Genomic DNA, 13,078 nt, shown 5'->3' with positions numbered 1-13,078 from the left:
GCTCAGTTGTCGAGTCTTTGCTGCCCGGTGTCGTGCCTGTGCTGCCCGGCCCGTCCGAAGGCGCCGCGCAGTAGGGCACGGAAGGCATCGGCCGCGGGTGCGGTCTCGTCGGTCCGGTGCACGACCGAGATCGTACGGCGCAGATCTCCCGGTTCCAGCTGCCGCGTCCCCACCGGTGTCGCCGCCGTGGTGGCCACCATCTCCGGTACGACCGCGACCCCGAGCCCGGCGCTGACCAGCGCGCACACCAGGGCGTACCCCGGGGTCTCGACCAGCACCGCGGGGGTGGCCCCGGCCCGGGCGAGCGCGGCCTCCACGCCCTGCCGGGCCGGATGGTCCGGGGCCATGCTGATCAGCGGCTGTCCGGCGAGCTCGGTCAGCGGCAGCCGCGCCGAACCGCCCGCGAGGACATGCCCGGGCGCGGTCACCAGCACCAACTCCTCGACCAGGATCGCCTCCGCGCTGACGGACGAAGGAAGCGGTACGGGGGGCGCGGGCTCGTAGGTGTGCGTCAACGCCAGATCCACCTCGCCCGCCGCGACCGCCGAAATGCCGTCCGGAGGCTCGTAGTCGGCCACCGCGAGCTCCACGTCGGGATGCGCCCGGCGAAAGGCGCTGAGCACCGGCGGCAGCAGATGGATGCCCGCCGTCTGGAAGGTGCCGAGCCGCAGTGTGCCGCCCGACAGGCCTGCCAAGCGCGCCAGTTCGTGCCGGGCCCGCTCCATCTCGTCGAGGACCCGGCGGGCCCGCGCCACGAGCAGCTCGCCCGCGGCAGTCAGCCGCGCCCCGTGATGCGACCGCACCAGCAGGGTCGCGCCCGCCTCCCGCTCCAGCTTCGCCAGCTGCTGAGAGAGCGCGGGCGGGGTGTAGCCGAGGCGCTGGGCGGCCCGGGTGATCGACCCCGCCTCCGCGACCGCCACCAGTGCCGCGAGCCGCGTCGGGTCGTACATCGTGCCCCCCTGCTGCCCGGGGGCTCCCCAGGCTCTGGGCTCCCCTGGGCCTAAACGACTTCTTAAGGCTCACCCAGGATATTCGACATACCTGCTGAAGGCCCGCCGGAGGCAGTCTGGTGCTCATGGACGCACAGCTCATCGCCTTCACGGGGGTCGCAGCCGGCATGGTGGCCATGCCGGGCGCGGACTTCACCGTCGTCGTACGCAACGCCCTGGTCTCACGCCGGGCCGGAGTCGCGTGCGCGCTCGGGATCACCGGTGGGCTGCTCCTGCACACGGCGCTCGCCGTCGCCGGGGTCGCCGCGGTCCTGACCGCCGTACCCGCGCTGTTCCGGGCACTGCAGCTGCTCGGCGGTGCCTATGTGCTGTACCTCGGCGTACGGACGCTGCGGTCGTTGGGACGGCCGCGCCAGGCGGTGGCCGACCAGGCGGGGTCCGACGCGCGCCCGCTGCGCCAGGGCTTCGTCACCAACGCGCTCAATCCGAAGGCGCCGATCACCTTCCTCAGCCTGCTGCCGCAGTTCGTGCCCGCGGGCAGTCCCGCGCTGCCCCGGACCCTGCTGTTGGCGCTGATCGTGGTCGTTCTCGCCCTGGTGTGGTTCCCCGCGGTGGCACTGCTGGTGGACCGGCTGGGCAGGTGGCTGCGCGGGCAGCGTGCCGCCCGGGCCGTCGAGGCGGTCACCGGCACCGCGCTCACGGTTCTCGGTCTGGTGCTTCTGCTGGAACCTCTGTGGGGCTGACGGCACGCTGCACCAGCCGGGGCAGCAGGCCCCACAGCCCCAGGCAGACGGCCAGCGTGCCCGCGCCCGCGGTGATACCGGCGCCGCGCCCCAGCGTCACGTCCACGACGAGGAGCACCGCTCCGGTGAACGCCAGCATCAGCACATAGAGACCGATGTGGGCCAGCTGGGAGGAGACCCGCACGATGACAGGCTTCACGTTCTGCTGGAACAGCGACCGGTGCAGGGCGGCAGGGGCCGTGAACAGGGCGGCGGCCAGCACCGAGAGCAGCAGCGTGGTGACGTACGTGGCGCGCTGCACGGTATCGAGGGACGGGAAGCGCTGCGTGAAGGCCAAGGTCAGCAGGAAGGCGAAGAGGATCTGCACCCCGGTCTGGGTGACGCGCAGCTCTTGGAGCAGTTCCGCGAAATTGCGGTCTGCGCGTTCGAGGGGCGTCTCGTGACGTGCCCCGGGGTGAGGTTGCTCGGCCATGGTGCACGAGTAACCGATTCTTCCCGCTTTCACGCCCCGAGGGGGTGACGGCGCACGTCGCCGCCACCCCCTCGGGCGGGTCAGCTGACCCGGCCGTACCAGACGCTCTTCGTCCAGATCTTCTGGAGCTTCACGACCTCCCCGGTCTTCGGGGAGTGCCAGATCTTTCCCTTCCCGGCGTAGATGCCGACGTGGTACACGTACTGGCCCGAGTGGAAGAACACGAGGTCTCCGGCCTTGCGGTGCGAGGCGGAGATGTGATGCGTCTTGTTGTACTGCGCCGCGGCCGTACGAGGCAGTTTCTTGCCTGCCTTCTTGTACGAGTAGAGCGTCAACCCGGAGCAGTCGAAGCGGCGCGGTCCCGCGGCGCCCCACTTGTACGGGGAGCCCTTCTTGGAGGCCGCGACCTGAAGTGCCTTCGTCGCAGGAGTGGCCGCCTCGGCGTCGGATGCGACGCCCGGGACCACGAGGCTGCCGCCCACGGCGGCAATGGTGAGAGCCGAGGCCGTACCGGCCCTCGTCCACAGCGACGGGACACGATTGAGCGCAGTCATGCGCAACCCTTCGTCAGCCGCCTGTGAAGGATGACCTGTCGGATTCGGGCTGGCGAAGTAGCCCGGCCGCGTACGCGGCTTCACCCCAAGGACCGCCCGGATCTCTCCGGCGGCCCGTCGTGCTGGGTCCTCCACTCCTGCCGATGCACATCTGTCGACCGGGCATCCGGGCGGCGGCAGGACTCGGCGTCCGCCCGGACCGCCCCGCCGCTGCGGCGGGGGCTTGTCGTCGGAAGGGATCTTCACGCACGAGTGTCGGAAAATCCGAGCGGAATCGGCGGTTTGTGGGGTTACTCACCACTCACCCGTTCGGGTGGACACCCCTCCGTTCGAGGGGGTGTTGAGGAAGTCGACCATGCCCGCACCTGCAATGGAGGTCTTCATTCCGCCTCTGCGCTACGCGCGTTGCGCAACTTTTGCGCGCTCTTGAATGGACCTGCGTCTACTCCATCAGGGGGTACACCATTTGGTCCGTTTGAAACCCGGGCCGGACGCTTCGTGTCCGCGGCGCGTGCCGCGGCCCGGGTGTCCCTGCGTCAACTCCCGGAGTCGGGGGGCAGGGTCACCCGGGCCGCCCGCCGCTCGCCGTCGAGGACACGCAGGGCCTGCGCCAGGGTGGGGGCGTGCACCTCGCTCTCACCGCGCTGGTGCATCAGCGCGAGGGCGTCACGCAGCGCCGTCGCCTTGCCGACCAAGGCCTGAGCGGCCCTCAGGCCGCGGTAGGTGTCCCCGGGGTGGGCGGGGTTGATGCGGCCGACCAGATCGACCACGTCGAGGTAACGGTCGATCAACTCGGCCTCGGCACGCGTCAGCGCGGGCAGCGGGGGCAGATCGGGGATCATCGGGCGATCACCTGGCGCCGGGCGGGGTGCGCGAGGTCTTGCGGCTCGGGATGATCCGGTCGACCAGTCCGTACGCCACCGCCGCCGGTGCGTCCAGGATCTTGTCCCGCTCGATGTCCGCGGCGATTTGCTCCGGACTTTGGCCCGTGTGCCGTACGAGCATCTGCTCCAGCAGCTTCCGGGTGCGTACCAACTCCTCGGCCTGGATGGCGAGATCGCTCGCCTGACCCTGGATCGGCTCGGGGATCGACGGCTGATGGATGAGCACGCGGGCACCCGGCAGGGCCGACCGCTTGCCCGGCGTACCGCCGGCCAGCAGCACGGCGGCGGCCGAAGCCGCCTGTCCCAGGCAGACCGTCTCCACGTCGCAGGTGACGAACTGCATCGTGTCGTAGACCGCCGACATCGCGCTGAACGAGCCGCCGGGGGAGTTGATGTACAGCGAGATGTCCTGGTCCGGGGCCAGGTACTCGAGGTGCATGAACTGCGCCATCACATCATTCGCCGACGTGTCGTCGATCGGTGTCCCGAGGAACACGATCCGCTCGTCGAGCAGCTTCGAGTACGGATCCAGGGTCCGGTGCCCCGCACTGGTCCGTTCGGTGAACTCGGGCAGGACGTAGCGGGCGGACGGGCTGTCCATGGCGCGTGCCTCCTCTGATCGACATCTGTAAAAAATGTACAGGACGTACGCTCCCCGTGGGGGTGCCCTCGCTGACAGCGAAATGCCCCGCAGGGTGAGATGCGGGGGATCCGAACGAGATCGTCCGCTCTGGGAGGGGTGTCGGGGGCCGGTCTAAGCTGGACGACATGGCCTACGAGATTCCGGTGACGCAAGCCAGGGCTGAGCTCGCCGATCTGATCAACCGCGTGGTGTACGGCGGTGAGCGCGTCGTCGTGACGCGGCACGGGAAGCCCCTCGTCGCCCTGGTCTCCGCCGCCGACCTGGAGCGCCTCGAAGAACTCCCGGACCCCGCGGACGAGCAGGTGATCAGCTCCCTCTCCAGGGTCCGCGAGGTCGCGTCCGCGCCGCGCGAGCGACAGCGGTTCGGCATCGCCGCGGAGCACCGGGGGCCCAACGCCTCGTAGACGCAAGGCGGTTCACCACCGACGTAGAGGCTCGGAAACACCGGGTCCAGGAACGGCGGAAACCAAGAGACCGTGCGCCCCCGTCCGCTACTGCGGGGGCGCACGGTCCGTTCCGTGGGCGGTCGTCTCGCCAGGCGGTCAGCTCACCAGGGCGGGTTCCCGCCCGGCGACCGCCTCCGTGGTCGTCCGGCCTCGCTCGAGCGCGTTGCCCAGCAGGACCGCTCCCAGGCCGAGCACGGCCCACCAGGTCAGGGTCAGCGCCGGTCCGGTCGCGGCGGCGCCGTCGAAGAACGACACCGAGCGCAGCAGTGACGCGCCCGCGCCCGGCGGCAGCCACTGGCCGATCGTCCCGACCGGCTCGGGCAGCATCTGCGGAGCCGAGGACGCGCCGGAGAACGGGTTGCCGAGCAGCATGATCACGAACGCACCGAGCCCGATACCGGGAGGCCCGATCAGTGCCGCGAGCCCGGCGACCGCGGCGCCCACGGCCAGGGTCGACAGCCCGAGCGCGGCGGCCTCCGCCCACCAGTTGCCGGTGAAGACCCCCAGCCAGCTGTGCGCGAGCGCGGCCGCGACCACGCCGACCAGGGCAGCGGCGCCGACCAGCGCGGCGACGGCGCGTGCGCCGCGCAGTGCGAGCAGGGTCACGACGGCTCCGGAGGCGATGCCGACCAGGGCGAGCGGGAGCACGCTCGCGCCGAGGGCCGCGCCGCGTGGATCCTTCGCGGAGGCGGGCACTACATCGATGGTCGTCACCTCGGTGCCCTCCGGGGCTTGCTGGGCCACCGCCTGCTGGAGCAGTTGGGCGACGAGCGGGCTCGCGGCGGAAGCGGTCAGCAGCTTGGGTCCGTGTGCGGTGGCGACGACGGCGCCGTATACGGTCCGGCCCTCGATGGCATCCCGGGCGGCGGCCTCGTCGGCGTAGCGGTGGATCTCGAAGGCGCCCTGGTTTCGCGAGAGTTGTTTCTGCATCTGTGCGGTCGCGGTCGCGGGGCCCGCCACGCCGAGCGGCAGATCGCGGGGTGCCGTGCGGGCGGCGGGCCAGGCGAAGGCCCAGAGCGCCAGTGCCACCAGGGCCGGGACGAGCACGATCACGGCGACCATGCGGCGGCCGTGCGGCAGTGGGGGCACGGCGGTGCCGGCGGGCGTGGCGGGCGTGGCGGACATGATCTTTCCTCACTTCGGCGTTTCGGTGCTTCGATCTCTCGATCTAGAAAGAAGGTTCGTTCGTTTTAGAATCGACCTCACTGTCGTGCCGCCGTGCCGTCTTGTCAAGAAGGAATGTTCGTTTTACCTTTGGAGGTATGGCCCGTGTATCCCAGGAACACCTCGACGCCCGTCGCCGCCAGATCCTCAACGGCGCGGCCCTGTGCTTCGCCCGCAACGGGTTCCATGCCACGTCGATGCAGGACGTGCTCAAGGAGGTCGACCTCTCCGCGGGGGCCGTCTACCGCTACTTCAGCGGCAAGGAGGAGTTGATCGGCGCGATCGTCGCCGAGGTGCTGGAGACCGTGCGCGACACCTATGAGCGCGCGGCCCAGGAGAGCCCGCCGCCACTGCCGGACGTGCTGATCCCCAGGGTCCTGGCGCAGTTGAGGGAGGTGAAGCCGGGCACGCTGGACAACGGCGAGTGGGTGTTTCCCCGGCTGATGATCCAGGTGTGGACCGAGACGCTGCGCAACGACGAACTGTCGGCCCTGATGACCGCGGGGTACGACAAGGTGCGCGCCGCCTGGGCGAAACTCGTCGAGAGCTACAAGGCCGCGGGGCTGATGCCCGAGGACGCCGACGCGGACGCCATGGCGCGCACGATGATCGCGCTCGCGCAGGGGTTCGCGGCGCAGATGGCTGTCTTCGGTGCCGCCTCGCCGGAGATCCTGCGGGACGGTCTGCGGGCCCTGATGAGCATGGGGGAGTCCACCGTGCGGCCGTGAATGGATCACAGGCTGGTTAACGTCCTTGAAACTCCGGCCAACTACCGTGCGCATCCATGCCACCAGGGGTTTTTGGTGGCTGCGGCCACCGGACCCCGCACGGTCCGGAGCGAGGATGTGAGGTGGGACGCCGTGCAACTGACCCCGCACGAGCAGGAGAGGCTGCTCATCCATGTGGCCGCCGACGTGGCCGAGAAGCGGCGGGCCCGCGGGCTGAAACTGAACCACCCCGAGGCCGTCGCCCTCATCACGTCGCACATCCTCGAAGGCGCGCGTGACGGCCGTACCGTCGCCGAGCTGATGTCCTCCGGACGTAAGATCCTCACCCGGGACGACGTCATGACGGGCATCCCCGAGATGATCCACGACGTCCAGGTAGAGGCGACCTTCCCCGACGGCACCAAGCTCGTCACCGTCCACGACCCGATCGTCTGACGGGGGAGCGAGAGCTATGATTCCCGGAGAGATCCTGTTCGCCGACGGACCCGTCGCCTTCAACGAAGGCCGCGAGGTCACCCGGCTGACCGTCCTCAACGCTGCCGACCGGCCCGTCCAGGTCGGCTCCCACTACCACTTCGCCGAGGCCAACCCCGGTCTGGAATTCGACCGCGCCGCCGCGCGCGGCAAGCGGCTCAATGTCGCTGCCGGCACCGCCGTGCGCTTCGAGCCGGGAATCCCTGTCGATGTCGAACTCGTTCCGCTCGCCGGTGCCCGTGTGGTGCCCGGACTGCGCGGTGAGATGGGAGGTGCCCTCGATGCCTGAGATCTCGCGTGCCGCGTACGCCGATCTGTTCGGCCCCACAACCGGCGACCGCATCCGGCTCGCCGACACCGATCTGCTGGTGGAGGTCGAGGAGGATCGTTCCGGCGGCCCCGGACTCGCCGGTGACGAGGCGGTGTTCGGCGGTGGCAAGGTCATCCGCGAATCCATGGGCCAGGCGCGCGCCACGCGCGCGGAAGGCACCCCGGACACGGTCATCACGGGTGTTGTGATCATCGACCACTGGGGGATCGTCAAGGCCGATGTCGGCATCCGCGACGGCCGGATCACCGGCATCGGCAAGGCGGGCAACCCGGACACCATGGACCGTGTGCACCCCGACCTGGTGATCGGTCCGGAGACGGAGATCATCGCGGGCAACGGGCGGATCCTGACCGCGGGCGCCATCGACGCTCACGTGCATCTGATCTGTCCTCAGATAGCGGACGAGGCGCTCGCCGCCGGGATCACGACGCTGGTCGGCGGCGGTACGGGTCCCGCCGAGGGCTCCAAGGCGACCACCGTCACGCCCGGCCCCTGGCACCTGGCCCGGATGCTGGAGGCGATGGAGGAGTACCCCCTCAACTTCGGCCTGCTCGGCAAGGGCAACACCGTCTCGCACGATGCGATGTTCTCGCAGATCCGCGGCGGCGCGCTCGGTCTGAAGATCCACGAGGACTGGGGTTCCACCCCCGCCGCGATCGACGCGGCGCTGACCGTCGCGGACCGGACCGGCATTCAGGTCGCCATCCACACGGACACCCTCAACGAGGCCGGCTTCGTCGGTGACACGCTCGCCGCGATCGGCGGGCGCGGCATCCACGCGTACCACACCGAGGGTGCGGGCGGCGGCCACGCCCCGGACATCATGACCGTGGTCTCCGAGCCGCACGTGCTGCCCAGCTCCACCAACCCGACCCGGCCCTACACCGTCAACACCGCCGAGGAACACCTCGACATGCTGATGGTGTGCCACCACCTGAACCCGGCCGTCCCGGAGGACCTGGCCTTCGCGGAGTCCCGGATCCGGCCCTCCACGATCGGGGCCGAGGACATCCTGCACGATCTCGGCGCCATCTCGATCATCTCGTCCGACGCCCAGGCCATGGGCCGCGTCGGCGAGGTCATCATGCGGACCTGGCAGACGGCACATGTGATGAAGCGGCGGCGAGGGGCGCTTCCCGGTGACGGGCGAGCGGACAACCATCGCGTACGTCGCTATGTCGCCAAGTACACGATCAACCCGGCGCTCGCGCAGGGACTCGCCCGCGAGGTCGGTTCCGTCGAGACCGGCAAGCTCGCCGACCTCGTGCTGTGGGAGCCCGCGTTCTTCGGGGTCAAGCCGCATCTCGTCATCAAGGGCGGGCAGATCGCGTACGCGCAGATGGGCGACGCCAACGCCTCGATTCCTACGCCGCAGCCGATTCTGCCCCGCCCGATGTACGGGGCCATCGGGCGGGCCCCGGCCGCGAACTCGTTCAACTTTGTGGCACCGCTCGCCATCGAGGACGGGCTGCCGGAACGGCTCTCGCTCGGGAAGCGGTTCGTCGCCATCGAGTCGACGCGTGGGGTGACCAAGGCCGACATGCGAGAGAACGACGCGCGGCCGCACGTGCGGATCGATCCCGACAGCTTCGCCGTGCACATCGACGGGGAGCTCGTCGAGGCGACTCCGGCCGCCGAACTGCCCATGGCCCAGCGCTACTTCCTCTTCTGATGTCGCGCGCAGCACTGCTCGTCCTGGCCGACGGCCGCTTTCCCGCCGGGGGGCATGCCCACTCCGGCGGGGCGGAGGCGGCGGTCAGGGCCGGGCGGATCACCGGGGCGCCGAGTCTTGAGGAGTTCTGCCGGGGGCGGTTGCACACGACCGGCCTCGTGTCGGCATCGCTCGCCGCGGCGGGCGCGCTCGGCGTCGATCCGGTGGCGTTGGACGCGGCCGCGGACGCCCGTACGCCGTCGCCCGCGCTGCGGGTCGCCGCGCGCAGGCTCGGGCGGCAGTTGATGCGGGCGGCTCGGGCGGCGTGGCCTTCGGCGGAACTCGACGCGGTGGCTCGGGAGTTTCCCAAGGGGGCGCATCAGCCGGTGGTGTTGGGGGTGGCTGCGCGGGCCGCAGGGCTCGGGGCGGACGACGCCGCGTACTGCTCCGCGTACGAGGCGGTCAGTGGGCCGGCGACGGCGACGGTGCGGTTGCTGAGTCTGGACCCGTTCGATGCCACCGCGGTGCTGGCTCGGCTTGCACCGGAGCTGGATCTGGTGGCCCATGCTGCTGCCGACGCCGCGCGCAGAGTGGTCGACGACGGGGTCGGTGTGCTGCCTGCCGCTTCGGCTCCGCTGCTGGAGATCAGCGCGGAGGCGCATGCGGCCTGGCCTGTACGTCTGTTCGCTTCGTAGGTGTTCTTCGCCCCCTCCGCCCCTGCCCGTCCCGTACCTGGGGGCTGCCGCCCCCAGACCCCCGCATCGGCCTTGACGGCCTCGTCCTCAAACGCCGGACGGGCTGAAAGACCACGCCGGCCGGAGATGAAAGGTCTCAGCCCCGGCCGAGAACTGGAGCCGCACATCATGCACCTCGACCACCATCACACCCACGGCGGTGCCTCCGCCGTCAGTGCCGATGCCCATCGTGCCGATGGCTCGCGTCGTGCTCTTCGTATCGGGCTCGGCGGGCCCGTGGGCTCCGGGAAGACGGCCACCGTCGCCGCGCTCTGCAAGGCGCTGCGCGACGAGTTGTCCCTGGCGGTCGTCACCAACGACATCTACACGCGGGAAGACGCCGAGTTCCTGCTGCGGGAGGCCGTGCTGCCGCCCGAGCGGATCACCGCCGTCGAGACGGGGGCCTGCCCGCACACCGCCATCCGGGACGACATCTCCGCCAACCTCGAAGCGGTCGAGGATCTGGAGGACGAGGTGGGGCCGCTGGATCTGATCCTGGTGGAGTCCGGGGGTGACAACCTCACGGCGACCTTCTCCAAGGGGCTGGTCGACGCGCAGATCTTCGTCATCGATGTGGCGGGCGGGGACGACATTCCGCGCAAGGGCGGGCCCGGTGTCACGACCGCCGATCTGCTCGTCGTCAACAAGACCGACCTCGCGCCGTACGTCGGGTCCGATCTGGGGCGCATGGCGGCCGATGCCAAGGCGCAGCGGGCCGAACTGCCGGTCGTCTTCCAGTCGCTGCGGACCGAGGCCGGGGTCACGGACGTCGCCGAGTGGGTGCGGGCGCGACTCGCCGCGTGGACGGTATGACGACGGCGGGAGTGCGGGCCACCGCGCGGATTTCGGCACGGGACGACGGGCGCGGCGGGACCTCGCTGCCCGTGCTGGAGGGGGACGGGCCGCTCGCCCTGCGCCGTACCCGGGCCAACGGCTCAGAGGCGCGTGTCCTGCTCGTCGGCGCGATGAGCGGTCCGCTCGGCGGCGATCACTTCACCGTCGAGGCGGAGGTGGGAGAGAGGGCGCGGCTGCACGTCGGGTCGGCCGCCGCCACCATTGCGCTGCCGGGGCAGAACAAGGGGGAGGCGCAGTACGGCGTGCGGCTCCACGTCGCCGACGGGGGAGAACTGTGCTGGCTGCCCGAGCAGTTGATCTCGGCGGGCGGTAGTGATCTGTACGTCTCCTCACGCATCGAAGTCGACCAGGGTGCTCGGCTCGTCTTCCGGGAGGAGCAGGTGCTCGGGCGGGTCGGCGAGGAACCCGGGCGGCTCACCAGCCGTCTTGCCGTGCGGCTCGGTGGACGGCCGTTGCTGGAGCAGGAGTTGGCGTGCGGGCCCGGTGCGCCCGGCGGGTGGGACGGGCCCGCCGTCCTCGCGGGACTTCGGGCTCTGGGACAACTCGTCGTCGTGCGACCGGAGTTCGAGAAGGAGATGCCGCAGACGCGACTGCTGGGGGAGTACGCGGCGCTCACACCGCTCGCCGGACCGGCCGTGCTGGTGACCGCACTCGCGCCCGACGGGCTGCGGCTGCGGCGCGTGTTGGACGAGGCACTGCGGCTGCTCGGCTGAGGGACAGCGTCTCCGCTCAACGGAACAGCGGACACCGGCTATCGGATTAGTAAAGAAGGCCGGTCACCTCTGTTCTCAGGGACCTCACAGCCGAAAGGATCCCCGTACCAATCGCAACGACGTACGGGGAGGTCCCACTTGAGGTCCATGAGACCGTCGAGACGGGTGACAGCGCTCGGTTCGGCCGGCGCGCTCGTCACGGCGACCCTGATAGCCGGAGCCGTGGCGGCCCCGTCGGCCACCGCCGACTCACGCCACGGTCAGAGCCGGGAGCAGCGCGGAGCGGCCATCGCCGCGGAGCGGGCCGCCAAGGCCGGGATCGACTGGCAGGACTGCCCCGCGGACTGGGGCTTGGAGAAGCCGATCCAGTGCGGCTGGGTCAGCGTGCCGCTCAACTACGCCCACCCGAACGGCAAGCAGATCAAGCTGGCGGTGGACCGTATCGGGAACACGGGCACCAAGGAGGAGCGCCAGGGCGCCCTCGTCTACAACCCGGGCGGCCCCGGTGGTTCGGGCATGCGCTTCCCGCGCCGCGTCACCACCAAGAACGCCATCTGGGCCAACGCCGCCAAGGCGTACGACTTCGTGGGCTTCGACCCCCGCGGTGTCGGCCACTCGGCGCCCATCTCCTGCATCGACCCGCAGGAGTTCGTGAAGGCGCCCAAGGCCGACCCGGTCCCGGACACGGAGGCCGACAAGTTCGCCCAGCGCAAGCTGGCCGCCGAGTACGCGGACGGCTGTGCCGAGCGCAGCGGTGACATGCTGCCGCAGATGACCACGCCGAACACCGCACGCGACCTGGACGTCATCCGGGCCGCGCTCGGCGAGAAGAAGCTCAACTACCTGGGCGTCTCCTACGGTACGTACCTCGGTGCCGTCTACGGCACGCTCTTCCCGGGCCACGTCCGCCGCATGGTCGTCGACAGCGTCGTCAACCCGTCGCGCGAGAACATCTGGTACCAGGCCAACCTGGAGCAGGACATCGCCTTCGAGGGCCGCTGGAAGGACTGGGAGGACTGGGTCGCCAAGAACGACGCCGCCTTCCACCTCGGCGACACCCGCGCCAAGGTGCAGGACCAGTGGCTGAAGCTGCGCGCCACCGCGAAGCAGAGCCCGCTGGGTGGCGTCGTCGGCCCCGCCGAGCTCATCTCCTTCTTCCAGAGCGCCCCGTACTACGACTCCGCGTGGGTGCCGGTCGCGACGGTGTTCAGCAAGTACGCCGCCGGTGACACCCAGGCGCTCGTCGACGCCGCCGCCCCGGACCTGTCGGACACTGCGGGCAACATCGCCTCGGAGAACGGCAACGCCGTCTACACGGCCGTCGAGTGCACCGACGCCAAGTGGCCCACCAGCTGGAAGAGGTGGGACCGGGACAACACGCGGCTCCACAAGGACTACCCGTTCATGACCTGGGCCAACGCATGGCTGAACCTGCCGTGCGCCACCTGGCCGGCCAAGCAGCAGACCCCGGTGGACGTGAAGACCGGCAAGGGGCTGCCGGCCGTCCTGATCGTGCAGTCCACGCGTGACGCCGCCACTCCGTACCCCGGCGCCGTCGAACTGCACAAGCGCTTCAAGGGCTCCCGCCTGATCACCGAGAAGGACGCGGGCTCGCACGGCGTGACCGGTCTGGTCAACCCGTGCATCAACTCCCGGGTGGACGCCTACCTGCTGACCGGCAATACGGACAGCAGCGACGTGACGTGCACGCCGCACGCCACGCCGACGTCGTAGCT

General features: G+C 70.4%; 16 protein-coding genes and 1 riboswitch. Of the genes, 10 read left to right on the top strand and 6 right to left on the bottom strand.

From position 1 onward, the window contains the following. Positions 1–2: 2 nt before the first annotated feature. Complete coding sequence (locus tag ACZ4RZ_RS44525; protein ID WP_467753273.1) at positions 3–950, bottom strand: LysR family transcriptional regulator; 948 nt, start codon at positions 948–950, stop codon at positions 3–5. 125 nt (positions 951–1,075) lie between these two features. Here ACZ4RZ_RS44525 and ACZ4RZ_RS44520 point away from each other — a divergent pair, with 125 nt between their 5' ends. Beyond that, the gene (locus ACZ4RZ_RS44520) at positions 1,076–1,693 is read left to right on the top strand and encodes a LysE family translocator (protein ID WP_467753272.1); all 618 of its coding nucleotides are present in this window, start codon (positions 1,076–1,078) and stop codon (positions 1,691–1,693) included. On the opposite strand, the gene ACZ4RZ_RS44515 is transcribed toward ACZ4RZ_RS44520, so the two are convergent. The 4 genes from ACZ4RZ_RS44515 to ACZ4RZ_RS44500 form a co-directional block, all read right to left on the bottom strand. Continuing rightward, positions 1,647–2,165, bottom strand: a complete 519-nt coding sequence (locus tag ACZ4RZ_RS44515) for a DUF6328 family protein (protein WP_467753271.1) — start codon at positions 2,163–2,165, stop codon at positions 1,647–1,649. The genes ACZ4RZ_RS44520 and ACZ4RZ_RS44515 overlap by 47 nt on opposite strands. A gap of 80 nt (positions 2,166–2,245) precedes the next feature. Next, positions 2,246–2,719 carry a C40 family peptidase gene (locus ACZ4RZ_RS44510; RefSeq protein ID WP_467753270.1) on the bottom strand — a complete coding sequence of 158 codons (474 nt, stop codon included), beginning with the start codon at positions 2,717–2,719 and terminating at the stop codon, positions 2,246–2,248. A 3-nt stretch (positions 2,720–2,722) separates the two neighbouring features. Then, positions 2,723–2,877, bottom strand: a riboswitch (cyclic di-AMP (ydaO/yuaA leader). 378 nt (positions 2,878–3,255) lie between these two features. Beyond that, the gene (locus tag ACZ4RZ_RS44505; RefSeq protein ID WP_467753269.1) at positions 3,256–3,561 is read right to left on the bottom strand and encodes a hypothetical protein; all 306 of its coding nucleotides are present in this window, start codon (positions 3,559–3,561) and stop codon (positions 3,256–3,258) included. Positions 3,562–3,568: 7 nt separating this feature from the next. Further along, positions 3,569–4,204: an ATP-dependent Clp protease proteolytic subunit gene (locus ACZ4RZ_RS44500; RefSeq protein ID WP_467753268.1), complete on the bottom strand. Its 636-nt coding sequence runs from the start codon at positions 4,202–4,204 to the stop codon at positions 3,569–3,571. 167 nt (positions 4,205–4,371) lie between these two features. On the opposite strand from ACZ4RZ_RS44500, the gene ACZ4RZ_RS44495 reads away from it, so the two are divergent. Next, positions 4,372–4,650, top strand: coding sequence for a type II toxin-antitoxin system Phd/YefM family antitoxin (locus ACZ4RZ_RS44495; RefSeq protein WP_467753267.1), 279 nt, complete (start codon positions 4,372–4,374; stop codon positions 4,648–4,650). Between the two features lie 138 nt (positions 4,651–4,788). Here ACZ4RZ_RS44495 and ACZ4RZ_RS44490 read toward each other — a convergent pair whose 3' ends face one another. After that, entirely contained in the window at positions 4,789–5,817 is a 1,029-nt protein-coding gene (locus tag ACZ4RZ_RS44490) for an ABC transporter permease (protein ID WP_467753266.1), read from the bottom strand. 137 nt (positions 5,818–5,954) lie between these two features. Here ACZ4RZ_RS44490 and ACZ4RZ_RS44485 point away from each other — a divergent pair, with 137 nt between their 5' ends. From ACZ4RZ_RS44485 to ACZ4RZ_RS44450, 8 genes are all read left to right on the top strand, one after another. Further along, positions 5,955–6,584, top strand: a complete 630-nt coding sequence (locus ACZ4RZ_RS44485; RefSeq protein ID WP_467753265.1) for a TetR/AcrR family transcriptional regulator — start codon at positions 5,955–5,957, stop codon at positions 6,582–6,584. A gap of 132 nt (positions 6,585–6,716) precedes the next feature. Next, positions 6,717–7,019 carry an urease subunit gamma gene (locus tag ACZ4RZ_RS44480; RefSeq protein ID WP_326789136.1) on the top strand — a complete coding sequence of 101 codons (303 nt, stop codon included), beginning with the start codon at positions 6,717–6,719 and terminating at the stop codon, positions 7,017–7,019. Positions 7,020–7,035: 16 nt separating this feature from the next. Continuing rightward, on the top strand, positions 7,036–7,347 hold the full coding sequence (locus ACZ4RZ_RS44475; RefSeq protein WP_467753264.1) for an urease subunit beta: 312 nt from the start codon (positions 7,036–7,038) through the stop codon (positions 7,345–7,347). Beyond that, the gene (locus ACZ4RZ_RS44470) at positions 7,340–9,061 is read left to right on the top strand and encodes an urease subunit alpha (RefSeq protein WP_467753263.1); all 1,722 of its coding nucleotides are present in this window, start codon (positions 7,340–7,342) and stop codon (positions 9,059–9,061) included. The genes ACZ4RZ_RS44475 and ACZ4RZ_RS44470 overlap by 8 nt, the downstream gene beginning before the upstream one ends. After that, the gene (locus ACZ4RZ_RS44465) at positions 9,061–9,735 is read left to right on the top strand and encodes an urease accessory protein UreF (RefSeq protein WP_467753262.1); all 675 of its coding nucleotides are present in this window, start codon (positions 9,061–9,063) and stop codon (positions 9,733–9,735) included. Before ACZ4RZ_RS44470 ends, ACZ4RZ_RS44465 begins: the two co-directional genes overlap by 1 nt. A gap of 168 nt (positions 9,736–9,903) precedes the next feature. Beyond that, the gene (gene ureG, locus ACZ4RZ_RS44460) at positions 9,904–10,587 is read left to right on the top strand and encodes an urease accessory protein UreG (RefSeq protein ID WP_467753303.1); all 684 of its coding nucleotides are present in this window, start codon (positions 9,904–9,906) and stop codon (positions 10,585–10,587) included. Next, a complete protein-coding gene (locus ACZ4RZ_RS44455) occupies positions 10,584–11,342 on the top strand; it encodes an urease accessory protein UreD (RefSeq protein WP_467753302.1) in 759 nt (252 codons plus the stop codon). Before ureG ends, ACZ4RZ_RS44455 begins: the two co-directional genes overlap by 4 nt. Before the next feature lie 147 nt (positions 11,343–11,489). Then, entirely contained in the window at positions 11,490–13,076 is a 1,587-nt protein-coding gene (locus ACZ4RZ_RS44450; RefSeq protein WP_467753261.1) for an alpha/beta hydrolase, read from the top strand. Positions 13,077–13,078: the final 2 nt, after the last annotated feature.

This window comes from Streptomyces sp. NPDC027189 (assembly GCF_055566975.1).
Note: the sequence above shows the minus strand (reverse complement) of the source record. Positions and strands in the feature narration are given on the sequence as shown.

Excerpts from the sequence above, each read along its gene's own strand:
- ACZ4RZ_RS44470 (WP_467753263.1), top strand. The coding sequence starts at position 7,340 with ATGCCTGAGATCTCGCGTGCCGCGTACGCCGATCTGTTCGGCCCCACA.
- ACZ4RZ_RS44455 (WP_467753302.1), top strand. The coding sequence starts at position 10,584 with ATGACGACGGCGGGAGTGCGGGCCACCGCGCGGATTTCGGCACGGGAC.
- ACZ4RZ_RS44485 (WP_467753265.1), top strand. The coding sequence starts at position 5,955 with ATGGCCCGTGTATCCCAGGAACACCTCGACGCCCGTCGCCGCCAGATC.
- ureG (WP_467753303.1), top strand. The coding sequence starts at position 9,904 with ATGCACCTCGACCACCATCACACCCACGGCGGTGCCTCCGCCGTCAGT.
- ACZ4RZ_RS44475 (WP_467753264.1), top strand. The coding sequence starts at position 7,036 with ATGATTCCCGGAGAGATCCTGTTCGCCGACGGACCCGTCGCCTTCAAC.
- ACZ4RZ_RS44505 (WP_467753269.1), bottom strand. The coding sequence starts at position 3,561 with ATGATCCCCGATCTGCCCCCGCTGCCCGCGCTGACGCGTGCCGAGGCC.
- ACZ4RZ_RS44465 (WP_467753262.1), top strand. The coding sequence starts at position 9,061 with ATGTCGCGCGCAGCACTGCTCGTCCTGGCCGACGGCCGCTTTCCCGCC.
- ACZ4RZ_RS44520 (WP_467753272.1), top strand. The coding sequence starts at position 1,076 with ATGGACGCACAGCTCATCGCCTTCACGGGGGTCGCAGCCGGCATGGTG.
- ACZ4RZ_RS44495 (WP_467753267.1), top strand. The coding sequence starts at position 4,372 with ATGGCCTACGAGATTCCGGTGACGCAAGCCAGGGCTGAGCTCGCCGAT.
- ACZ4RZ_RS44490 (WP_467753266.1), bottom strand. The coding sequence starts at position 5,817 with ATGTCCGCCACGCCCGCCACGCCCGCCGGCACCGCCGTGCCCCCACTG.
- ACZ4RZ_RS44500 (WP_467753268.1), bottom strand. The coding sequence starts at position 4,204 with ATGGACAGCCCGTCCGCCCGCTACGTCCTGCCCGAGTTCACCGAACGG.
- ACZ4RZ_RS44525 (WP_467753273.1), bottom strand. The coding sequence starts at position 950 with ATGTACGACCCGACGCGGCTCGCGGCACTGGTGGCGGTCGCGGAGGCG.
- ACZ4RZ_RS44515 (WP_467753271.1), bottom strand. The coding sequence starts at position 2,165 with ATGGCCGAGCAACCTCACCCCGGGGCACGTCACGAGACGCCCCTCGAA.
- ACZ4RZ_RS44450 (WP_467753261.1), top strand. The coding sequence starts at position 11,490 with ATGAGACCGTCGAGACGGGTGACAGCGCTCGGTTCGGCCGGCGCGCTC.
- ACZ4RZ_RS44510 (WP_467753270.1), bottom strand. The coding sequence starts at position 2,719 with ATGACTGCGCTCAATCGTGTCCCGTCGCTGTGGACGAGGGCCGGTACG.